The 20,799-nt window shown below is 64.8% G+C and carries 18 protein-coding genes; 11 read left to right on the top strand and 7 right to left on the bottom strand.

Features of this window, described 5'->3' with window-relative positions; genetic code table 11:
* Nucleotides 1–292: 292 nt before the first annotated feature.
* Nucleotides 293–1,522: an NlpB/DapX family lipoprotein gene (gene bamC / locus FAZ69_RS27420; RefSeq protein ID WP_136898237.1), complete on the top strand. Its 1,230-nt coding sequence runs from the start codon at nucleotides 293–295 to the stop codon at nucleotides 1,520–1,522.
* Nucleotides 1,523–1,649: 127 nt separating this feature from the next.
* Here the strand turns inward: bamC and FAZ69_RS27415 are convergent, their stop codons facing one another.
* From FAZ69_RS27415 to FAZ69_RS27405, 3 genes are all read right to left on the bottom strand, one after another.
* The gene (locus tag FAZ69_RS27415) at nucleotides 1,650–1,907 is read right to left on the bottom strand and encodes a DNA-binding protein (RefSeq protein ID WP_136898236.1); all 258 of its coding nucleotides are present in this window, start codon (nucleotides 1,905–1,907) and stop codon (nucleotides 1,650–1,652) included.
* A 307-nt stretch (nucleotides 1,908–2,214) separates the two neighbouring features.
* The gene (locus FAZ69_RS27410; RefSeq protein ID WP_136898235.1) at nucleotides 2,215–2,478 is read right to left on the bottom strand and encodes a hypothetical protein; all 264 of its coding nucleotides are present in this window, start codon (nucleotides 2,476–2,478) and stop codon (nucleotides 2,215–2,217) included.
* A gap of 302 nt (nucleotides 2,479–2,780) precedes the next feature.
* Entirely contained in the window at nucleotides 2,781–3,500 is a 720-nt protein-coding gene (locus FAZ69_RS27405; RefSeq protein WP_136898234.1) for a YdcF family protein, read from the bottom strand.
* Nucleotides 3,501–3,767: 267 nt separating this feature from the next.
* Between FAZ69_RS27405 and FAZ69_RS27400 the strand changes: the two genes are divergently transcribed.
* Entirely contained in the window at nucleotides 3,768–4,085 is a 318-nt protein-coding gene (locus FAZ69_RS27400; protein ID WP_136898233.1) for a hypothetical protein, read from the top strand.
* Between the two features lie 195 nt (nucleotides 4,086–4,280).
* Here FAZ69_RS27400 and FAZ69_RS27395 read toward each other — a convergent pair whose 3' ends face one another.
* Entirely contained in the window at nucleotides 4,281–4,526 is a 246-nt protein-coding gene (locus FAZ69_RS27395; protein WP_136898232.1) for a hypothetical protein, read from the bottom strand.
* Between the two features lie 353 nt (nucleotides 4,527–4,879).
* Nucleotides 4,880–5,281, bottom strand: coding sequence for a transposase (locus FAZ69_RS27390; protein WP_136898231.1), 402 nt, complete (start codon nucleotides 5,279–5,281; stop codon nucleotides 4,880–4,882).
* Between the two features lie 405 nt (nucleotides 5,282–5,686).
* Between FAZ69_RS27390 and FAZ69_RS27385 the strand changes: the two genes are divergently transcribed.
* The 9 genes from FAZ69_RS27385 to truB all read left to right on the top strand — a co-directional run bounded on the left by FAZ69_RS27385 (nucleotide 5,687) and on the right by truB (nucleotide 17,835).
* Nucleotides 5,687–6,589: a LysR family transcriptional regulator gene (locus FAZ69_RS27385; protein ID WP_136898230.1), complete on the top strand. Its 903-nt coding sequence runs from the start codon at nucleotides 5,687–5,689 to the stop codon at nucleotides 6,587–6,589.
* A 136-nt stretch (nucleotides 6,590–6,725) separates the two neighbouring features.
* Nucleotides 6,726–7,922 carry a pyridoxal phosphate-dependent aminotransferase gene (locus tag FAZ69_RS27380; protein ID WP_136898229.1) on the top strand — a complete coding sequence of 399 codons (1,197 nt, stop codon included), beginning with the start codon at nucleotides 6,726–6,728 and terminating at the stop codon, nucleotides 7,920–7,922.
* A 241-nt stretch (nucleotides 7,923–8,163) separates the two neighbouring features.
* Nucleotides 8,164–9,117, top strand: a complete 954-nt coding sequence (gene scpB / locus FAZ69_RS27375; RefSeq protein WP_136898228.1) for an SMC-Scp complex subunit ScpB — start codon at nucleotides 8,164–8,166, stop codon at nucleotides 9,115–9,117.
* Nucleotides 9,118–9,177: 60 nt separating this feature from the next.
* The gene (gene rluB / locus FAZ69_RS27370; RefSeq protein ID WP_136898227.1) at nucleotides 9,178–10,920 is read left to right on the top strand and encodes a 23S rRNA pseudouridine(2605) synthase RluB; all 1,743 of its coding nucleotides are present in this window, start codon (nucleotides 9,178–9,180) and stop codon (nucleotides 10,918–10,920) included.
* A gap of 440 nt (nucleotides 10,921–11,360) precedes the next feature.
* Nucleotides 11,361–11,819: a ribosome maturation factor RimP gene (gene rimP, locus FAZ69_RS27365; protein ID WP_136898226.1), complete on the top strand. Its 459-nt coding sequence runs from the start codon at nucleotides 11,361–11,363 to the stop codon at nucleotides 11,817–11,819.
* Entirely contained in the window at nucleotides 11,816–13,291 is a 1,476-nt protein-coding gene (gene nusA, locus FAZ69_RS27360) for a transcription termination factor NusA (RefSeq protein ID WP_136898225.1), read from the top strand. Before rimP ends, nusA begins: the two co-directional genes overlap by 4 nt.
* 126 nt (nucleotides 13,292–13,417) lie before the next feature.
* Complete coding sequence (gene infB, locus FAZ69_RS27355; RefSeq protein ID WP_136898224.1) at nucleotides 13,418–16,336, top strand: translation initiation factor IF-2; 2,919 nt, start codon at nucleotides 13,418–13,420, stop codon at nucleotides 16,334–16,336.
* 154 nt (nucleotides 16,337–16,490) lie between these two features.
* Nucleotides 16,491–16,859: a 30S ribosome-binding factor RbfA gene (gene rbfA / locus FAZ69_RS27350; protein WP_136898223.1), complete on the top strand. Its 369-nt coding sequence runs from the start codon at nucleotides 16,491–16,493 to the stop codon at nucleotides 16,857–16,859.
* Between the two features lie 43 nt (nucleotides 16,860–16,902).
* Nucleotides 16,903–17,835, top strand: coding sequence for a tRNA pseudouridine(55) synthase TruB (gene truB / locus FAZ69_RS27345; RefSeq protein WP_136898222.1), 933 nt, complete (start codon nucleotides 16,903–16,905; stop codon nucleotides 17,833–17,835).
* 97 nt (nucleotides 17,836–17,932) lie between these two features.
* Here truB and FAZ69_RS27340 read toward each other — a convergent pair whose 3' ends face one another.
* Entirely contained in the window at nucleotides 17,933–19,486 is a 1,554-nt protein-coding gene (locus FAZ69_RS27340; RefSeq protein WP_136898221.1) for a DHA2 family efflux MFS transporter permease subunit, read from the bottom strand.
* A gap of 40 nt (nucleotides 19,487–19,526) precedes the next feature.
* Nucleotides 19,527–20,771, bottom strand: a complete 1,245-nt coding sequence (locus FAZ69_RS27335; protein WP_136898220.1) for an HlyD family secretion protein — start codon at nucleotides 20,769–20,771, stop codon at nucleotides 19,527–19,529.
* Nucleotides 20,772–20,799: the final 28 nt, after the last annotated feature.

The following is a 20,799-nucleotide window of genomic DNA, read 5'->3' as shown; positions in this document are numbered from 1 at the left end:
GGCTGCCCAGAAGTTTGCGAAACGTTAAATTGGTCTCGAAAATAGGATGCTCAAATCGGGTTGATCCGATGGTTTGAGAGATCGATGCGGCAGCTCCGGCGAATGGCGGGGCCCGGTAGCAATGCAGGCAACCGACGCCAAGTTCCGGACGAAACGCGCGCCGGCAAGCCGGCATTCGATTGCCCGGTATGCCGGGTCAGGCCGCTTTTTGCACAGGCCCGCCCGGGACCGGTAAAATGCGCGGTTGATCCACGGAAACATGGCCGTGGCCTAGCGGAAGGATTCCCTGAACATGACTGATCTTCGTTTTACCTCGCGGTTCGCAGCATTGCTGTTGGCCGGCGGTTTCCTCGCCGGTTGCAGTTCGCCGTCGCCCACCAAGGTCGACTACAAGAGCGATTCGAAGTCGAAGCAAGTGTCGCTTGCCGTTCCGCCCAACATGCTCGAGGAAACGTCCGATCAGCGTTCGCTGCCTCCGCAGGGCGGCACGACCTCGCTTTCCAGCCTCCAGCAGACCCAGCAGGCGGCGCCGAAGGCCGATACCGTGATCCCGCCCGTCGCCGGCATGCATATCCAGCGCGACGGCACCGAAAGCTGGCTCGTGATCGACAGCAAGTCGCCCGACGACGTCTGGCCGCAGGTGCGCCGCTTCTGGCAGGAGCAAGGTTTCCTGCTCGTCGTCGACCAGCGCGACAAGCACGTGATGGAGACCGACTGGAACGAAACGCGTCCGTCGATCAACGAAGGCCTGATCCGCAATACGCTGACGAAGGCGATGGGCAATTCATACGTGGCGGCCGAGCGCAACAAGTACCGCACGCGTCTCGAAGCGGCGCCGAACGGCGGCACCTATGTGTTCATCAGCCAGAAAGGCTTGCGCGAGGCGCTCTCGGGCGCGAACAGCGACTCGACCGAATGGCAGGCCAAGCCGAACGACCCGGCGCTCGAGACCGAATACCTGAAGCGGTTGATGGCGGCGCTCGGCCGGGCGGATTCGCGCGGCGACCTGGGCGCGGCAGCGGATCAGCCGCCGAGCGGCGCGCAGGTCGCGCCGGCTGCCCCTGCTGCGGCGAAGCCGAGCGCGCCGGCGGCGGGCACGGCAGCCATCGCCGCGCAAAACGTCGCCCAGGCGGCCAAGACCCCGGCGCCGGCGGATTCGACCGCGGCCAACGGCCAATATACGTCGACCGAGCTCACGCTCAGCGAGCCGTATGATCGTGCGTGGCTGCGCGTGGGCCTTGCGCTCGACCGCAGCAACTTCACGGTCGACGATGTCGATCGCACTCGCGGCCTGTACTACATTCGCTACGTCGATCCGAAGGACCTGAGCTCGGACGAGCAGGGCTTTTGGAACCAGGTCTTCCATGGCCGGAAGGAGAAGGAGGCGAAGCAGTACCGCGTCAACGTTCGCGCGGTGACGCCGAATCAGACGCGTGTCGCGGTCGTGGACGACAAGGGCGAGATCGACACGTCGCGACCGGCCAAGGAAATCATGGGGCTCGTGATCGACCAGCTGCGTTGAGCGAGCGGTAAAGCGCCTGAATCCGGCCTATGACAAAAGCCCGCCTTGGAAACGAGGCGGGCTTTTTATCGAGCATCCGGTTCACGCGACGACAGTTTCCGCGTGAACGCAAAACGAACCGTGCGCCTCAATGCGCGGCGTGCGGCACGTCGAGAATCAGAATGATGGTCCAGTCGGCGTCGCCGTCATGGTGATACTGCCGTTCCGCGACGATGAACGGCTGCTGCTTGCCGTCCGGACCGAGGAACAGCACATCGCCTTCCATCGGCAGGCACTCGACCGGCGGCAACGCGAGAAACGCGTCTTGCGAGCCGCGCGGCATCAATTTCTCGATCTTGCGGGATGCGGCTTCGGTCCATTCGATATCCAGCTGGATGTTGCTCATTCTGTCCTCCGCACCGGGGTGCGCACGGGTTGGGAAAGTTCGGTGCGCGACTGTAGCATACCGGCGCATTGCCGCCGCAAATAGACTGCCTCCACGCTCTCTTGCTTTGCATGGGACCGGAGTAGGCGCCCTGCTTGGGGCCGAAGTAAGTGCTGAAGCACTTACTCCGGCCGACACGTTCGCTGCCCTTCAATGAGGAGGTCAGTACGCTTGAGGCAGCCCGGCGCGTACCGACAAAAAAGCCGAAGCCGGCGTGACCGGCTTCGGCTTTTCGCGAGAATGGGCTTTGCGGCGCGCGCCGTGCGGATTACTCGCTGGCGCCCTTTGCCGGAGCGGCTTCATCCTTCTTCGACATAGCTTTCTTGTGATGATGCTTCATCATCGGCTTGTGCGTCATCTCGGTCTCGTGGGGCATGGCTTCCTGCTGAGACTGCAGTGCCTGAGCGCGCTGCTCGATGTCGGCGGCCTTTGCCGGGTCCGTGCTTTCCGTGATGCCTTTATCGGTTTGCGCATAAGCTGCGCCTGCCAACGCCGACAATGAAACCAAAATAGCCAGGGATACTTTCTTCATGAATACCTCCGTGCAGGGTGGTTAGTTGGTAAGGGGCCCAAATGGAATGCCTGTCCGGCTGGACACTGCATTCTAGCGATCTATCTGACTTTCAACAGATGGTGTGTGAGAAAAGTGACGGATCATTACATTTGGTTACAAGTGTGGCAAAACCCTGACGTGTGTGCCTCGATGAGACGAGCAGCATATTGTGGGCCCGGTGTGAGGCATCTTCGGCTTTGTCGAGAGGGGTGGGTGGAAAAGGCTGGAGTCCGAACTAAATGGCGATGGTTCGCAGGCACGGCGTTTGCGGCTTACCTTTTTCAAAACCACCCGATGGCGCGATAAACATGGAACTGTGCGATTCCGATCAATTCGTGCAGCGCGATTTCGGCATTGACCAGATTGCTGAAGCGGGGCAGCACGCCGAGCCGGGCATGCCGCGCATTCGATACGACAGGTTGCGGCGCGAACCCGAAGCGCTCGAAATCGAGCAAGGCGCGCGGCATCTGATAGGCCGAGGTGACGAGCATCAAAGAATCGTAACGTTCGCCGCGTAACATACTAGCGGCATTGCGTGCGTTTTCGTAGGTGTTGCGGCTGGTGTTTTCGAGCAACAGGTCGGTGTTTTCGACATGAAGACGCAACAGATAGGGTGCGTAATTATCGGCTTCGCTTGTCTCGTGCCGCTGCGGATTGCCGCCGCTCACGATGACCCTGCAAGTCGGCTCGCGACGCTTGCATTCGGCGTAGAGCGCTGCCGCCTTGGCCATGCGCGGAAAGGCGTCGGGCTTGGGAACGAGGGTGCCGTCGCTGCTGTGTTCGGTTCCGGTGCCGAGCACGATCAGCGCGGTGCGCGGCGCGAAGTCCGGTTCGGCCGCCTGGCGGATGCTGGGCTGCGCCCACTCGAGTAGCGGAGCGGCGAGCCAGCCCGCCGCCAGCAGCCAGAAAATCGCGATGCTCGCTATCGCGATGGCCGCCCGAGCGCGGCGCCATAGCAGGAAAACCGCGAAAAAAAGCGCGAATAAAGTGAATAAGGTCAATTGAGTTGGAGTAACGTAACAGCTTCGAGACAATTCGTGGATCTTCCATCACGCCGATTTCCGGCGTATTGCAGCGCCATGAGGAGTGCGCTTCACGCGCGCTCGAGCGGGGAGCTCGAAATTATAGGCGGTACCTTGGAATGACGGTGGCGCCGAACCGGCCGGGCTGACAACCCCCGGCTCGTGCGGCGTAGCCGGGCGTCAGCGGCAGCGCGGCGTTACGCCGTGGAAAGCCGTGTCATGGCTGCACTTTAAGAAAGAGTCGAGATGACCACGTATTCCAACGAAGCGGTACTCGAAGCGCTCAGACGAGTGCAATATCGGCAGGTCCCTTGGGCAAAGCGCCCCAATGTCTTCGAATATCTCCGCGGTCTTGGCTTGATGGATACCGTTCGCCAACGGACCGTCGCCCCGGCGCCGGGCTTTCATGCACCCGTCGACATCGCCGTTCTGACCGACAAGGGGCGCGCCGAGTTTGCTCGTCTCGCGCGAGACGAGCGCACGCTCGGTTGGGAAGCGCAGCGCATGCACGACTACGCGTTAGGCGACGCTCTTGTCGCGGCTGCGCTGGAAGCGCGTTCCTAGTGCTTTCGGCTGTGCCGGCCTTCGCTGCAAAGGAAGCGATTCGGCGCGGCACGGCTTGAGGTTGAGTCATTGTGCGAAAAAAAGCCCGTATCGCGAGGATACGGGCTACCGGATATTTGCTGCTGCCACGCTGTGCTCATGGCAATTACTCCGACTTCGCCCGTGCCGGGTGGTTCCCGCTATTTTCGCGACGCGTCACGGCTGTTGGCGGTTTTCGTTGCGAGAGGGGTCGGCGCGCATCCGCGCGTTGCTGGCAATATCGCCGCGCAAATCGCCGCGCGGCACGGTCGGGTTGAGTTGACGGCTGCGCGCGTCATCCCTGGAGGGCGCCGACTGGGGCGTCGTGCCGTTCGGCTGACGGCCCCAATCGCGAGGAGAATGCTGGGCCTGTGCGGCAACAGTAGCCAATGAAACCACCACACCGCACAGAAGCAGTGACACTGATTTCATGGTTGGCTCCTGTGTTGATCGGAGCTAGCGCTTCAGCACTTACTCTGACCCATCCACCACTATCAAACCGCGCAAAGCGGCGGCTTGTTCGCATACTCGTAAAGTAAGCGGGTGGGCGAAAGCGCGTTGTAAATAATGGTAAATAGATGTTTCGCCAAACGCTGAATGTCTGGCGTGCACGCTTTGCGCTGCCTGGCGGAACGCCGGCGCGGAGCTTGAACCGCAGTGATGAGGGGGAATGGCTGGTGCGAGAGCGTGCGCACCAGCAGGGGGCTTGCGGCACCTCGCCGCAGCGGCCGCCTGATGCGAACCGGGCGCCCGCAGGCGCCCGGCTGCAATTCGAATCAAGCCATCTTGACTGGCGCGCGCCAGGATTCCGGATTGGTCCAGAATGCGCCGCGCAGGCGATCCCGGCTCGGCGGCGCCGGCGTCTTCACGGCGGTTGCGCCGATGCGTCCGCGCAGTGAAATCTGGCGGCCGCTCGTGCTAAGACGCTTCACGATCTCTGCAAGCGTGCCGTCTGCTTGCCACTCGTCGAAACGGCGCCGGCAGGTCGGCGGGGACGGGTAGCGGCCCGGCAGCTTCGACCAGCCTTCGCCCGTCGACAGCACCCACAGCACCGCATTTACGACTGCACGGGCTTCCACACGCGGGCGACCGCGCCGCTCGCTGCGTGCAGGCTCCGCGCAGAACAACGCCTCGACCAGCGCCCACTCGTTATCTCTCAAATCGTCGAACAGCATCATGTCCTCACCTCAGCGAAGCTAACTCCGGTGCGCTGCCCCGTGCTGCGCACTCTGGAGGCACCCGTGACCGGGTGCCAGGGGGCCGGGGCAGACCGCGGCGGTCGATGATTTCGTCGATCCGCGGGCGGCGCCGGCCAGTGCACCCATCAATGCACGAAGCGTGCCATCTGCTTTGCGACTGCCTCCAAGGCGCTTGGCAGAAGGCCACACGGAAGTCAGCTAGGGGCGTATAAGACGCCAAAATGACCATCCGGAAAATAAGGGCTATCACCAATCTTGTGCAGTCGGCCCGCCGGGCGTGCGTTTGCGCCCGATTGTTGCGCTGCGGGAAACGACTGCTGACGTCTCAGTTCGAACCGTTGGCAATAGAATTGCATCGGTAGCGCACATTGATGAGGCCGATAAATGAATGTCACGTTGCGGCAGTTGCGCGTATTTATTGAAGTCGCGCGCCAGGAAAGCTTCAGCCGCGCGGGCGACGAGATCGGGCTCACGCAATCCGCCGTGAGCCGCTGCGTGCGGGAGCTCGAAAGTGAGATCGGCTTGAAACTGATTGACAGGACGACGCGCGAGGTGCAACTGACCGATGTCGGCGCAAACCTGATCGCGAGCGTCTCGCGCCTCTTGACCGATCTGGACGAGGCCTTGCGCGAAATTCGCGAGATCGGCGAGCAGCGGCGCGGCCGGGTCGTGGTCGCGGCGAGCCCGACAGTCGCGTGCCGGGTGATGCCGCCAGTCATCGCGGCGTGCGGCAAGCGGTTTCCTTACATCACACTCGGCTTGCGTGACGACGTGCAGGCCGACGTGATGCGCAAGGTCAAGTCGGGCGAGGCCGATTTCGGGGTCATCATCGGGCCGCACGGCGCGGAGGATCTGGTCAGCGAGACGGTGATGACGGATTCATTCTGCTTCGTCGCCCGGGCCGATCATCCTTTGGCGGCTCAGGCGAGCGTTTCGTGGAGCGCGCTGGACGGGCAGCGTCTCGTGATGCTCGACCAGGCATCGGGCAGCCGTCCCTTGATCGACGCTGTGCTGGCCGAGCAGCACGTGAGCGCGCCAATCGTGCAGGAGCTGGGATTCACGGCTACCGTGTTCGGGCTCGTGGAGGCGGGCGTCGGCGTGAGCGTGCTGCCGTGGCTGGCGCTGCCGGCACCCGCCGACACCTCGCTCGTCGCGCGGCCGCTCGTGCCGCGCGCGGAGCGCACCGTCGACCTGGTGCGGCGCCGGGACCGTTCGCTGTCGCCCGCGGCCGAGGCGGTTTGGGGCTTGATCCGGCAGCTTCCCGCGCGGGTCGAAGACCTTGGCTAGGGCGGACGGCGCATGGATCGATGGCGGCGCACGGCGCCGGTCCGGCGTCCTCCCGCGTCGATTTCGTCCGAGCGCGCGTTCGTTCAGCGCACGCTACACTGCATGCTTTTCTCCCGAGCCCTCCATTAGGACCCCAATGAGCGAGACCGTAATTCGCCACGGCGCGCCGAGCGCTCGCGACGCCGTGCGGGCGCTGCGTCCGTCCCAGATCCGCGAGGTCGCGAACGCCGGTTTCGGCGTCGCCGACGTTCTGCCGTTCTGGTTCGGCGAATCGGATCAGGTGACTCCGCAGTTCATCCGTGATGCAGCGGGTGACGCGCTCGCCGCCGGCGCCACGTTCTATACGCACAACCTCGGCATTGCGCCGCTGCGCGAGGCGCTCTCCGAGTACGTGAGCGCGTTGCACGGCGCGACATCCCCCGATTGCATCGCGGTGACGAGCGCGGGCGTCAACGCGCTGATGCTGGCGGCGCAGCTGGTCGTCGGCGCGGGCGATCGCGTGGTCGCGGTCACGCCGCTGTGGCCGAATCTCGTCGAGATCCCGAAGATCCTTGGCGCAAGCGTCGAGACCGTGTCGCTGGACTACGGTGCGCATGGCTGGACGCTCGATGTCGAGCGGCTGCTGGCGGCGCTGACGCCCGATACGCGGCTTTTGATGCTGAACTCGCCGAACAACCCGACCGGCTGGGTGATGGCGCGCGACGACCAGCGCGCGGTGCTCGAGCATTGCCGGCGCCACGGCATCTGGATCGTCGCCGATGAAGTCTACGAGCGGCTTTACTACGGCGATGATGCAGGCGTCACGGCAAGCGCGCCGTCTTTCCTCGATCTGGCGGCGCGCGACGAACGCGTGATTTGTGTGAACTCGTTTTCCAAGGCATGGCTGATGACCGGCTGGAGGCTCGGCTGGATCGTGGCGCCCAGCGCGCTGATGGACGATCTGTCCAAGCTCATCGAATACAACACGTCCTGTGCGCCGGCTTTCGTGCAGCAGGCCGGCATCGCTGCGGTGCGCGAAGGCGAGCGGTTCGCGCAGGAGTTGGCCGCGAGCCTGCGCGCCTCGCGCGACCACTTGGTCGGTGAGCTCTCCCAGATCGCCGGCGTCGATGTCAAAGCGCCGCTGGGCGCGATGTATCTATTCTTCACGCTGCCGGGCGCCGGACACAGCCTCGATCTCTGTAAGGCGCTCGTGCGCGAAGTCGGCCTAGGGCTTGCGCCGGGGAGTGCATTCGGCGCGGAAGGCGAGGGCTTCGTGCGCTGGTGCTATGCATGCGATCCGGCGCGGCTCGATCGCGGCGTCGAGCGGCTGCGGCGCTTTCTCGCGCGCAGGTGAATCGCGGGCGCCGTTCTTTACGCACCGAATATTTTTGCGTAAGATTGCGTTCAGTCACGCGATTCCATTTCGGAATCGCGCTGCTCTGTCCGGCTGGGTTTGGCTTGATAAGCGGTACGATTCGCCACCCCCCGGTCCGTGCTCCCATCAATATGACCGATCAGAATCGGGCGAGCGCGTCTTCAGTTCCATATCGTCTGTTTGATCCGGTCCGTTTGACCACAGGGTCTGGCCTAGCTGCATGAATACCCAAGAGGCGAAGATCGTCCTCGAGACTGCTTTGATTTGCGCGCAGGAGCCGCTCAAGATCGGTGATTTGCGCAAGCTCTTTGCCGACGGCGTGTCGGCAGATACGGTTCGCGCGTTGCTCGAAGACCTGAGGCAGGATTGGTCGGGGCGCGGCGTCGAGCTTGTCGGATTGGCCTCCGGCTGGCGCTTTCAAAGCAAGCCTGCGATGCGTACCTATCTGGATCGCCTGCATCCCGAGAAGCCGCCGAAATATTCGCGCGCGGTGCTCGAGACGCTGGCCATCGTGGCATACCGGCAGCCTGTGACGCGCGGCGACATCGAAGAGATTCGCGGCGTCACGGTGAATACGCAGGTCGTGAAGCAGCTCGAGGACCGCAACTGGATCGAAGTGATCGGCCATCGGGACGTGCCTGGCCGTCCGGCGCTTTATGCCACGACCAAGCAGTTTCTCGACGATCTCGGCCTGAAGGCGCTCGACGAGTTGCCCGCGCTCAACGACCCGGCAGGTGAGATCGAGGCGAATCTGCTGGCGCAGCACGCGATCGAGTTTCCGGATGGAGAGACAGGTGCCCCCGCTGAAGGCGAGACGGCCGCTGCATCCGATCTCCAAGAGCGGACTGATGTACAAACGAACGCCGCGGAACCGGGCGAGCGTATCGAAACGGTTGCCGGGCGCGAATCGTCTGACGCCGAAGCAACCGTTGAACTGCACGCCGATGACGCCGCAACGCGGGTCGTGACGCAGGCAGATAAAGACAACGCCGATCGCGCCGAGGTTGATCTGGCAGCAACGGCGCATGACTCGAATTCGTTTAGCGCCGACGCGGAGCAAACAATCGAGCCTGACCCGGCGCATGTGACGCACGGCGATCCGGAGGATCGCGGTGACGCCACGCAGGACGCAAGCGTATTTACCGACGACGAAGCCGCGTCGCGCAGCGCTTGACGTGACCGAACACCAGCCGCGCTCGCAATGGGCGTGCGCGACCTGACACTAGAGGTTGTTTTGACTACTACCCACGACACCGATTCGTCTGAATCCGGGCACGCTGTCGAAGCGGCGCGCCGTGCGCGCGAGGATCGCGACGCCCGCGAGCCCCAGGCGTCGTCCGGCGATGCCGAGCGCACAACGCCCAACGCGGAAGCGAGCGACGAGGAGCGGCCTCGCCGCGGCCTGCGGCGCGGTCCGCGCAGCCTGATCGCGCGCCGCCGCGCGGCGGCGAAGACCAAGGGCGCGGAAAACGCGCCGGTCCAGCCGGCGGGCGCCGTGGCCGAGTTGCCGTCCGACGGCGAGGCTGCCGCGCCGTCGCCGGCGCGCGCGCCGCGCAGGGAAGCGGGCGCCAAAGGTCCGCGCAAGCAGGCCGGAGCCAAGCGCGAAGGCGGCAATCGCCAGAACAAGCGCGCGGAGACCGCTCCCGAAGCGGGCGCTGCAGCGCAGGACGACCTGTTCTCCTATGTGACTTCGCCCGCCTTCGATGCGGACAACAGCAGCACGGGCGGCGTGCGCGCACCGATGCTGCGACGCGGCCGCCAGACGCAGCAAAAGCGTGTGCTCGCACCGGACGACGATGCGCCGAAACTGCACAAGGTGCTGGCCGAAGCGGGCATGGGCTCGCGTCGCGAGATGGAAGAGTTGATCGTCGCGGGCCGGGTCTCGGTGAACGGCGAGCCGGCGCACATCGGCCAGCGCATCATGCCGACCGATCAAGTCCGCATTAACGGCAAGCCGGTCAAGCGCAAGCTGCAGAGCAAGCCGCCGCGCGTCCTGCTCTATCACAAGCCGACTGGGGAAATCGTCAGCCACGCGGATCCCGAAGGGCGTCCGTCCGTGTTCGACAAGCTGCCGCCGATGAAGACCGCCAAATGGCTCGCGGTCGGCCGGCTCGATTTCAATACGGAAGGTCTGCTGATGCTGACGACGTCGGGCGATCTCGCGAATCGCTTCATGCATCCGCGCTACAGCGTGGAGCGCGAGTACGCGGTGCGCGTCGTTGGCGAACTGAGCGAAGGCTCGCGGCAGAAGCTCCTTCACGGCGTCGAGCTCGAGGACGGTCCCGCCAACTTCCTGCGCATTCGCGATGGCGGCGGCGAAGGCACGAACCATTGGTATCACGTGGCGCTTGCCGAAGGGCGCAACCGCGAAGTGCGGCGCATGTTCGAGGCGGTCGGCCTGATGGTGAGCCGCTTGATCCGCACGCGGCACGGCCCGATCCTGCTGCCGCGCGGCTTGAAGCGCGGCCGCTGGGAGGAGCTCGAGGACAATCAGGTGCGCAGCCTGATGGCGTCGGTCGGGTTGAAGGCTCCGGCCGAAGAGAAACAGCACGGCCGCAATGCGGCGCAGGATCGTCGCCAGCCGGACCCGATGCAGACCTCGATGGGCTTCATCAGCCGTGAGCCGGTGCTGACCGCTCATGGCCGTATGGAGCAGCCTCAGCGTGGCGGCCGGCGCGGTGCGGCGGGCAGCTTCGGCGGCGGGCAGGGTGGTTTCGGTTCCGGCACCGGCGGACCGGGCGGCTACGGCAACAATCGCGGCGGCGGCCGCGGCCAGAACCCGGGCGGGCGGCGTGGCGACGTCGACGGCAACCGTGCGCCGACCAGCGGCACAGGCAGCACCGGCAAGCGCGCCTCGGGCAACGTCAACGGCAATCGCGCTCCGGGCGGCGGCAATCGCGGCCAGGGCAACGGCAACCGTGCGCCGGCCGGTGGCGCGCAACGCCAGACGCCGCGCAATCGCTCGCGCGGCCGCTAACCGGTCGAGGCAACGCGCGTTTCGCGCTTTCTCGTCCGGCGCGTTGCTCCTCGGTGGTTTCCCGATTACCTCATGCCGGGCACGCATGTTTCGCCAAATCGCACGAAACATGCTGCGAAATCAAGCGTCAAGCGCGTGAAACCTCGGCGAGCGGTTTGCGTTCGTGCCGAAAAATGCTACAATCGCGAAGTCGCTGGGCGTGCGGCATCTGGCTTGGTCACCGCGGTAGGTCTCTGACTTGGCAGCAATAAGGTGGCATCAACGTGCGGCTCAGGTGCGACCACCGGTTAGAAAAAGATGGGCGTGAAGCCCATTTTTTTTTGGCGGTACGGTTCGGCATCTCGGGCAGCACACACCATTTCCGTGCGCCGGCTTGGCGCGCGGCCCGAAGGTGAACGCGATAGGGCGAAGGGCTGTGCGCGTACACCTTAGAGGGCATTGTGCAACTGACGGAACTGATAGAAACCACGGTCTTGGGTCTGGGCTACGAACTGGTCGATCTCGAGCGTACCGGACGCGGCATGCTCTGCGTCTACATTGACCAGCCGTCCGGCATCGCGATCGAAGACTGCGAAAAAGTCACACGTCAGCTCCAGCACGTTCTGACAGTCGAAAACATCGATTACGAGCGGCTCGAAGTATCGTCGCCGGGACTCGATCGTCCGCTGAAGAAGCTGGCGGATTTCGAACGCTTCGCGGGCAGCGAGGCCGTCATTACATTGAAGAAGCCGTTGGACGGGCGCAAATCGTACCGGGGCATCCTGCATGCGCCGAACGGCGAAACGATCGGTTTGGAATTTGAAGGGAAGGAAGGCGCCGCGATGCTCGATTTCACGCTCGCGGATATCGATAAAGCGCGCCTCGTCCCGCACGTTGACTTTAGGAGCCGCAAACAATGAGTCGCGAAGTGTTGATGCTGGTGGATGCGCTGGCACGCGAAAAGAACGTCAATAAGGATGTCGTGTTCGCTGCGCTCGAAGCGGCTCTCGCCTCGGCCACCAAGAAGCTCTTCGAAGAAGACGTGGATATCCGCGTCCATATCGATCGCGAAAGCGGCGAACACGAAACGTATCGCCGCTGGCGCGTCGTGCCGGACGAAGCGGGCCTGCAGGAGCCGGATCAGGAAATCCTGCTTTTCGAAGCGCGCGAGCAGCAACCCGAGGCGCAAGTCGACGACTACATCGAAGATCCGGTTCCGTCGATCGAATTCGGCCGCATCGGCGCGCAGGCGGCCAAGCAGGTGATTCTGCAGAAGGTCCGCGACGCCGAGCGCGAGCAGATCCTGAACGACTTCCTCGAGCGCGGCGAAAAGATCATGACCGGCACGGTCAAGCGTCTAGACAAGGGCAATTTCGTCGTCGAGTCGGGCCGCGTCGAAGCACTGCTGCGCCGCGACCAGCTGATCCCGAAGGAAAACCTGCGCGTGGGCGACCGCGTGCGCGCCTATATCGCGAAGGTCGATCGCACCGCGCGCGGTCCGCAGATCGAGCTCTCGCGCACGGCGCCCGAGTTCCTCATGAAGCTGTTCGAGATGGAAGTGCCGGAGATCGAGCAAAGCCTCCTCGAGATCAAGGCTGCCGCTCGCGATCCCGGCGTGCGCGCGAAGATCGGTGTGATCGCGTACGACAAGCGCATCGATCCGATCGGCACCTGCGTCGGCATCCGCGGCTCGCGCGTGCAGGCCGTGCGCAATGAGCTCGGTGGCGAAAACGTCGACATCGTGCTATGGTCGGAAGATCCCGCCCAGTTTGTCATCGGCGCGCTCGCGCCGGCAGCCGTGCAGTCGATCGTCGTAGACGAAGAAAAGCATTCGATGGACGTCGTCGTCGACGAAAACGAGCTGGCAGTCGCGATCGGCCGCAGCGGCCAGAACGTGCGCCTTGCCAGCGAGCTCACCGGCTGGCAGATCAACATCATGACGCCGGACGAGTCGGCGCAGAAGCAGAACCAGGAGCGCGGCGAGCTGCGCGACCTGTTCATGGCGCGGCTCGACGTCGACGAAGAAGTCGCCGACATCCTGATCGACGAAGGCTTCACGAGTCTCGAAGAGATCGCCTACGTGCCGCTCAACGAGATGCTCGAAATCGAAGCGTTCGACGAAGACACCGTGCACGAACTGCGCAATCGCGCGCGCGATGCCTTGCTGACGATGGCGATCGCGAACGAGGAGAAGGTCGAAAACGTCGCGCTCGATCTGAAGAGCCTGGACGGCATGGACGCCGACCTGCTCGCGAAGCTGGCCGAACACCAGATTCAAACGCGCGACGATCTTGCCGAGCTGGCGGTCGACGAGCTGGTCGAGATGACGGGAATGGAAGAGGAAACAGCGAAGACGCTGATCATGAAAGCACGCGAACACTGGTTCCAATGAAGACCTTGGAACGGCCCGGCCCTTTCTTGAGAGAAATGACCATGGCGCACTGATTTGATGGCGGCCCGCTGGCCGCATGACCCGATGCTAACCGCAAGGAATCGGTCCTTGCACTAAGAGGAATGAATGGCGAGTAACAACGTAGCCCAATTTGCCGCGGAACTCAAAATGCCTGCTGGCGTGCTGCTCGAGCAGCTCCAGGCGGCCGGCGTACAGAAAGCGAGCGAAGACGATGTCTTGTCCGAGACCGACAAGTCGCGTCTGCTCGACCACTTGCGCAAGTCGCACGGCTCGACCGACGCGGACAAGCGCAAGATCACGCTGACCAAACGGCACACGTCGGAAATCAAGCAATCCGACGCGACGGGCAAGGCTCGCACCATTCAAGTCGAGGTGCGCAAGAAGCGCGTGTTCGTCAAGCGCGACGAAACCGCGGAAGCGGGCATGGAAGCATCGAATCATGCAGCTGAGGCGGAAGAGGCCGAACTGCAGCGCCGCGAGGAAGAGGCGCGCCGCGAGGCCGAGCTGCTCGAGAAGCAGGCGCTGGAATTGAAGGAGCGCCAGGAGCGCCTCGCCCGCGAGGAAGCTGAGCGCCAGGAGCGCGAGCAGGCTGCCGAGGCCGAGCGTCGCCGCCAGGAAGAAGAATCCGTGAAGAAGCGTGCGGCTGCGGTTGCCGAAGCGGCGGCCCGCGAGCAGGCCGAAGCGGCCGGGCGAACGGCCGCCGATGATGAAGAGCGCGCGGCAGCGGAGCGCGCTGCCCAGCGCGAAGCAGCGAAGAAGGCCGAGGATGCGGCACGCGTCGCGGCCGAGAAGGCCCGTGCCGAGCAGGAAGAGATCAGCAAGCGCCGCGCGGCGGCCGAAGCCGAAGCGCGTGCGATTCGCGAAATGATGAACACGCCGCGCAAGGCGCAGGTGAAGGCGCCCGAGCCCGCGCCCGCTGCCAAGCCGGCCGAAGCGGCGGCGGCCAAGACCGCCGAAGCCAAGGGCACGCTGCACAAGCCGGCGCGTCCGGCAGGCGAAGCCGGCGCGCGTCCCGCCGGGAAGAAGGCGCCTGCGGCGGCTCCAGCGGCCGCCGCCGCACCGTCGTCGGCTCCGGCAGGCGGCGACAAGAAGAAGGCTGGCCCTGGCGGCAAGGGCGGCGGCAACTGGCAGGACGACGCAGCCAAGCGCCGTGGCATCAAGACACGCGGCGATTCCAGCGGCGGCGTCGACCGCGGCTGGCGCGGCGGTCCGAAGGGCCGCGGCAAGCATCAGGAAGCCGCGACGTCGTTCCAGGCGCCGACCGAGCCGATCGTGCGCGAAGTGCACGTGCCGGAGACGGTCACGGTTGCCGATCTGGCGCACAAGATGTCGGTGAAGGCTTCGGAAGTCATCAAGGTGATGATGAAGCTCGGCCAGATGGTCACGATCAACCAGGTGCTCGACCAGGAAACGGCGATGATCGTCGTCGAAGAACTGGGGCACCGCGCGGTCGCGGCGAAGCTCGACGATCCGGAAGCGCTGCTCGTCGAGGGTGAAGTCACCGATGCGGAGCAACTGCCGCGTCCGCCGGTCGTCACGGTCATGGGCCACGTCGACCACGGCAAGACCTCGCTGCTCGACTACATCCGCCGCGCCAAGGTGGCCGCGGGCGAAGCGGGCGGCATTACGCAGCACATCGGCGCCTACCACGTCGATACGCCGCGCGGCGTCATCACGTTCCTCGACACGCCGGGTCACGAGGCGTTCACGGCGATGCGCGCGCGCGGCGCGAAGGCGACCGACATCGTGATTCTCGTGGTTGCGGCCGACGACGGTGTGATGCCGCAGACGAAGGAAGCGATCGCCCACGCGAAGGCGGGCGGCGTGCCGATCGTCGTCGCGATCAACAAGATCGATAAATCGGAAGCGAACCCCGAGCGCGTGAAGCAGGAGCTCGTCGCCGAAGGCGTCGTGCCGGAAGAGTACGGTGGCGATTCGCCGTTCGTGCCGGTGTCGGCGAAGACGGGCGTGGGCATCGACGACCTGCTCGAAAACGTGCTGCTGCAAGCCGAAGTGCTGGAACTGACGGCTCCGGTCGAAGCGCCGGCCAAGGGCATCGTGATCGAAGCCAAGCTCGATAAGGGCAAGGGCCCGGTCGCGACGATTCTCGTGCAGTCGGGCACGCTCTCGCGCGGCGACGTCGTGCTGGCCGGCAGTGCTTACGGCCGTGTGCGCGCGATGCTCGACGAAACCAGCAAGGCGACGAAGTCGGCGGGTCCGTCGATTCCGGTCGAAATTCAAGGCTTGTCGGAAGTGCCGGCTGCGGGCGAGGAAGTCATCGTGCTGCCGGACGAGCGCAAGGCGCGCGAAATCGCGCTGTTCCGCCAAGGCAAGTTCCGCGACGTCAAGCTCGCGAAGCAGCAGGCCGCGAAGCTCGAAAGCATGCTCGAGCAGATGGGCGAAGGCGAAGTGCAAACGCTGCCGCTCATCGTCAAGGCCGACGTGCAAGGCTCGCAGGAAGCGCTGGTGCAGGCGCTCCTCAAGCTGTCGACGGACGAAGTGCGCGTGCAGGTCGTGCACGGCGCGGTTGGCGGCATCAGCGAAAACGACGTCAATTTGGCGACGGCTTCGAAGGCGGTCATCATCGGCTTCAACACGCGTGCCGATGCGCAGGCGCGCAAGCTCGCCGAAGCGAACGGTGTCGACATCCGCTACTACAACATCATCTACGACGCCGTGGATGAGGTGAAGGCGGCGATGTCGGGCATGCTGGCGCCGGAGAAGCGCGAAGTCGTGACCGGCATGGTCGAGGTCCGCCAAGTCTTCAAGGTGCCGAAGGTCGGCTCGGTGGCGGGCTGTATGGTCACCGACGGCGTCGTCAAGCGCAGTTCGTCGGTGCGCGTGCTGCGCAACAACGTCGTGGTCCATACCGGCGAGCTCGATTCGCTCAAGCGCTTCAAGGACGACGTCAAGGAAGTGCGCCAAGGCTTCGAGTGCGGCATGTCGATCAAGAACTTCAACGATATCCTTGAAGGCGATCAGTTCGAGGTGTTCGAAGTCACGGAAGTCGCGCGTACGCTGTAACAACCGGCGCGAGGGCTCGAAGGGCGGAGCGGGCGCTGGCCCGTTCCGCCTTTTTTTGTCGACCCGAGTAATGCTCCGGGCGTCCTACTGCCTGTTGCATGGCAGAAAGCCCGTGAGCAGCCTGAACGCGTCCGAACCGAATCACGGAATCATCATGCCGAAAAAACGCACCAGTCCGAACCGCAACGTCCAGATCGCCGACCAGATCCAGCGCGATCTGTCTGAGCTCATCATGCGCGAGGTCAAGGACCCGCGCATCGGGCTCGTCACGATCCAGAGCGTCGAGCTTACGCCCGACTACGCGCACGCGAAGGTCTACTTCACGACGCTGACCGGCGACGCACAAGCGACGCAAGCCGCGCTCAACCACGCGGCCGGCCATCTGCACAATCTGCTCTTCAAGCGCCTGCACATCCACACCGTGCCGACGCTGCATTTCCACTACGACAAGACGATCGAGAAGGCTGTCGAGATGTCCCGCCTGATCGACGAAGCCAACGCGACGCGCGCCAAGGACGATTGACTTCGCGCTTGATTCGTCACCGGTCCATCGTCCCGCTTCTCAGATGACTCAACTTCAACGTCCCCGCGTGCCGCGCCGTGCGCTCGACGGCGTATTGCTGCTCGACAAGCCCGTCGGTCTGTCGAGCAACGATGCGCTGATGCGCGCCAAGCGCCTCTATACCGCCAAGAAGGCCGGCCACACCGGCACGCTCGATCCGCTCGCTTCCGGCCTGCTGCCGCTGTGCTTCGGCGAGGCGACCAAGTTCTCGCAGGACTTGCTCGAAGCCGACAAGACCTACGAGGCGACGATGCGCCTCGGCGTTCGCACGACGACGGGCGACGCGGAAGGCGAGGCGCTGGAAACGCGCGAGGTGAGCTGCGATCGCGCTGCGGTCGACGCGGCGCTGGCGCGGTTTCGCGGCGATATCGTCCAGGTGCCGCCGATGTATTCGGCGCTCAAGCGCGACGGCAAGCCGCTCTACGAATACGCGCGCGCGGGGCAGACCATCGAGCGGGAAGGGCGCGGCGTGACGATCCATGCTCTCGAGCTGCTCGCGTGCGCGCTGCCCGACGTGACGTTTCGCGTGACGTGCAGCAAAGGGACCTACGTGCGCACGCTCGCGGAGGATATCGGCGAGGCGCTCGGCTGCGGCGCGCATCTGGTGGCGTTGCGCCGCACGGGCGTCGGTGCGCTGACGCTCGCGAACGCGGTGACGCTCGATGCGCTTTCCGACGCCGGGCAAAGCGAGCGCGATGCCTGGCTGCAACCGGTCGATGCGTTGCTATCGACGTTTCCGTCGCTGCAACTCGATGCCGAGGCGACGCGGCGTTTTCTGCATGGCCAGCGTCTGCGGCTGGCGGAGCTGCCGGCGATCGATGCGCCGCAGGGTGCTCGGGTGCGCGTCTATGGCGATGGCGGACGGCTGCTCGGCGTCGCGAAGGCGGCCGATGGCGTGCTCGCGCCGGAGCGTCTGGTCGTGACCGCCGAGGCATAGCCTCTTTCTTGGCGGCGAGACGAAAAAACGCCCGGTCAAAGCCGGGCGTTTCCACATCCAAAGGAATCCAAACCGGGAGGCTACGCCGCTCGCAGCCTCAATGCGCCGCCGATGCCGCCGCTCCCGCATCCCCTCCGCCGGCGCGCTCCGGCTTCGTGATCCAGATGAGCGCGATCAGCGCGATGAAAATCGCCGACGAGAGCCAGAACAAATCGTTCACGCCCAGCTGCGCGGCCTGCTGCGTCACCATGTTGTTGAAGAGCCCATAGCTTTGCGCCTGGTTGAGCCCGGTCGCCCCCATGTTGGTCATCTGTTGCGCGAACACCGGGTTGTACGGATTCGCCTGCTCGGTCAACTGCGCGTGATGCAGGATCGTCCGATGATCCCAGGCGGTCTGGAAGATCGACGTGCCGATGCCGCCGCACATGATCCGCACGAAGTTCGACAGCCCCGACGCGGCCGGAATCCGAGGGCCGGGCAGCCCCGACAGCGTGATCGACACGAGCGGAATGAAGAAGCCCGCCATCGCGATGCCCTGGATCAGCGTCGGCAGCGTCAGCGCCCAGGTGTCGACGCCCGTCGTGTAGCGCGAGCGCAGCCAGAAGCACAGCGCGAACGTGCAGAACGATGCCGTCGCAATGTAGCGCGGATCGGTGCGCGGCAGGAACTTGCCCGTGACCGGCGAGAGCAGGATCGCGAACAGGCCGACTGGCGCCATCACGAGGCCGGCGTCGGTGGCGGTGTAGCCGATATCGGTTTGCAGCCACAGCGGCAGCAGCACGAGGTTGCCGAAGTAGAGGCCGTAGCCGATCGACAGCGCGACCGTCCCGCCCGTGAAGTTGCGTCGCGCGAACAACGACAGGTCGACCACGGGGTGGTCGGCCGTCAGTTCCCAGACGACGAAGAACGCTAAACCGATGATCGCCGTCAGCGCGAGCACGACGATCGTCGCCGACGAGAACCAGTCGAGATCCTTGCCCTTGTCGAGCATGATCTGCAGCGAGCCGACCCAGATCACGAGGAGCCCGAGCCCGACGCCGTCGATCGGCGCCTTCTTTACGGCCGATTCGCGCTTGCGGAAGATCGCCCAGGTCGCTATGGCGGCGGCGATGCCGACTGGAATGTTGACGTAGAAGATCCACGGCCACGAAATGTTGTCGGAGATCCAGCCGCCGAGAATCGGCCCGGCGACGGGCGCGATCAGCGTCGTCATCGCCCACATCGAGAGCGCGAGCGGTGCTTTCTCGCGCGGATAGGCGCCGAGCAGGAGCGCCTGCGAGAGCGGGATCATCGGCCCGGCCACCGCGCCCTGAATCACGCGTGACAGCAAGAGGAGCGGCAGCGTCGGCGCGAGGCCGCACATCCACGACGAGACGACGAACAGCACGATCGACGCGAGGAACAGGCGCACCTGGCCAATGCGGTCGGTGAGCCAGCCGGTGAGCGGCACCGAGATCGCGTTGGCGACCGCGAACGACGTGATGACCCAGGTGCCCTGGTCGGACGACACGCCGAGGTCGCCGGAGATGGTCGGAATCGCGACGTTCGCAATCGACGTGTCGAGCACGTTCATGAACACCGCGAGCGACACCGCGATGGTGCCGATCACCAGTTGCATGCCGGAGAGCGGCGGGTGTTGAGCTTGAGCCATTGAGCTTGGGACCTTGGTTCGGTGGCTTGCGGCCGCCCGGTCAGCTGCGCGACGCGCCTTTCGCTGCCGTCGCGCTACTTGCCGCAAGGGCGGACCCCGCCTTCTGCGGCAGGCCGGCGTTCGGACCCGCGTTCTCGGCGATGATGCGCCCGATTTCCGCGTTGGCTTCGTCGCCGTACTTCTTGAACACGTCGGTCGAGTAGACGGTGTTCGGCGCGTTGCCGAGCTGACCGCCTTCGTCTTGCTTGATGTTCACGTCGACTTGCATCGACAGGCCGATGCGCAGCGGATGCTTCGCGAGCTCTTGCGGATCGAGCGAGATCCGCACCGGCAGGCGCTGCACGACCTTGATCCAGTTGCCGGTTGCGTTCTGCGCCGGCAGCAGCGAGAAGGCCGAGCCCGTGCCCGCCGAGAAGCCGATCACCTTGCCGTGGAAGACGACCGACGAGCCGTACACGTCGGCGGTCATCTCGACCGGCTGGCCGATGCGCATGTGCTTCAACTGCACTTCCTTGAAGTTTGCGTCGATCCAGACGGCGTTCAGCGGCACGATCGCCATCAGCGGCGTACCCGGCGACACGCGCTGGCCGACCTGCACCGAGCGCTTCGCCACGTAGCCTGTGACCGGCGCCGGCAGCATGTTGCGCGCGTTCGCGAGATAGGCGTCGCGAACCTTCGCGGCGGCCGCCATCACGTTCGGGTGCGTGGCGATCGTCGTGTTGGCGGTCAGCGCGCGGTTCGAGGCGAGCTGCTGCTGGGCGGCGTCGAGCGAGGCCTGCGCGGCCTTCACGGCGTCGCGCGCGTGCGAGATTTCTTCCTGCGAGACGGCGCCCGTCTGGGCGACCTGCATGCGGCGGCGCAGATCGTCCTGCGCCTTCGAGAGATCGGAGTCGCGCAGCGCGACTTGAGCCTGGTATTGGTTGTCGTCGACGAAGAGACCGCGCACCTGGCGCACCGTCTGTGCGAGATTCGCCTCGGCCTGCTGCAGCGTGATGCTCGCGTCGGCGCCGTCGAGCACGACGAGCGGATCGCCTTCCTTGACGGTCTGTGTATCGTCGGCGTTGACCGCGACCACGGTGCCCGTGACCTGCGGCGTGATCTGCACGACGTTGCCGTTCACGTAGGCGTCGTCGGTGTTTTCGTGGAAGCGCGCATCGAGGAAATAGTAGAGGCCGTAGGCTGTGGCCGCGATCAGGATCACGATGACGAGCAGCGTCATCATCCGCTTGCGCTTGCCGTTCGATTTCGGCTGCGCGCCGGCGGCGGCTTGTTGGGTGTCACTCATTGGAATGCTCCGTATTCTCTCAACAATC

The organism is Trinickia terrae, assembly GCF_005144415.1.
GTDB classification, from domain to species: domain Bacteria; phylum Pseudomonadota; class Gammaproteobacteria; order Burkholderiales; family Burkholderiaceae; genus Trinickia_A; species Trinickia_A terrae.
This window is presented reverse-complemented; position numbering and strand designations above follow the sequence as displayed.

Coding starts and splice junctions, on each gene's coding strand:
- FAZ69_RS27415 (WP_136898236.1), bottom strand. CDS start 1,907: ATGAGCAACATCCAGCTGGATATCGAATGGACCGAAGCCGCATCCCGC.
- FAZ69_RS27410 (WP_136898235.1), bottom strand. CDS start 2,478: ATGAAGAAAGTATCCCTGGCTATTTTGGTTTCATTGTCGGCGTTGGCA.
- FAZ69_RS27335 (WP_136898220.1), bottom strand. CDS start 20,771: ATGAGTGACACCCAACAAGCCGCCGCCGGCGCGCAGCCGAAATCGAAC.
- FAZ69_RS27400 (WP_136898233.1), top strand. CDS start 3,768: ATGACCACGTATTCCAACGAAGCGGTACTCGAAGCGCTCAGACGAGTG.
- FAZ69_RS27380 (WP_136898229.1), top strand. CDS start 6,726: ATGAGCGAGACCGTAATTCGCCACGGCGCGCCGAGCGCTCGCGACGCC.
- FAZ69_RS27340 (WP_136898221.1), bottom strand. CDS start 19,486: ATGGCTCAAGCTCAACACCCGCCGCTCTCCGGCATGCAACTGGTGATC.
- rbfA (WP_136898223.1), top strand. CDS start 16,491: ATGCCGAAAAAACGCACCAGTCCGAACCGCAACGTCCAGATCGCCGAC.
- truB (WP_136898222.1), top strand. CDS start 16,903: ATGACTCAACTTCAACGTCCCCGCGTGCCGCGCCGTGCGCTCGACGGC.
- FAZ69_RS27390 (WP_136898231.1), bottom strand. CDS start 5,281: ATGATGCTGTTCGACGATTTGAGAGATAACGAGTGGGCGCTGGTCGAG.
- scpB (WP_136898228.1), top strand. CDS start 8,164: ATGAATACCCAAGAGGCGAAGATCGTCCTCGAGACTGCTTTGATTTGC.
- FAZ69_RS27385 (WP_136898230.1), top strand. CDS start 5,687: ATGAATGTCACGTTGCGGCAGTTGCGCGTATTTATTGAAGTCGCGCGC.
- nusA (WP_136898225.1), top strand. CDS start 11,816: ATGAGTCGCGAAGTGTTGATGCTGGTGGATGCGCTGGCACGCGAAAAG.
- bamC (WP_136898237.1), top strand. CDS start 293: ATGACTGATCTTCGTTTTACCTCGCGGTTCGCAGCATTGCTGTTGGCC.
- infB (WP_136898224.1), top strand. CDS start 13,418: ATGGCGAGTAACAACGTAGCCCAATTTGCCGCGGAACTCAAAATGCCT.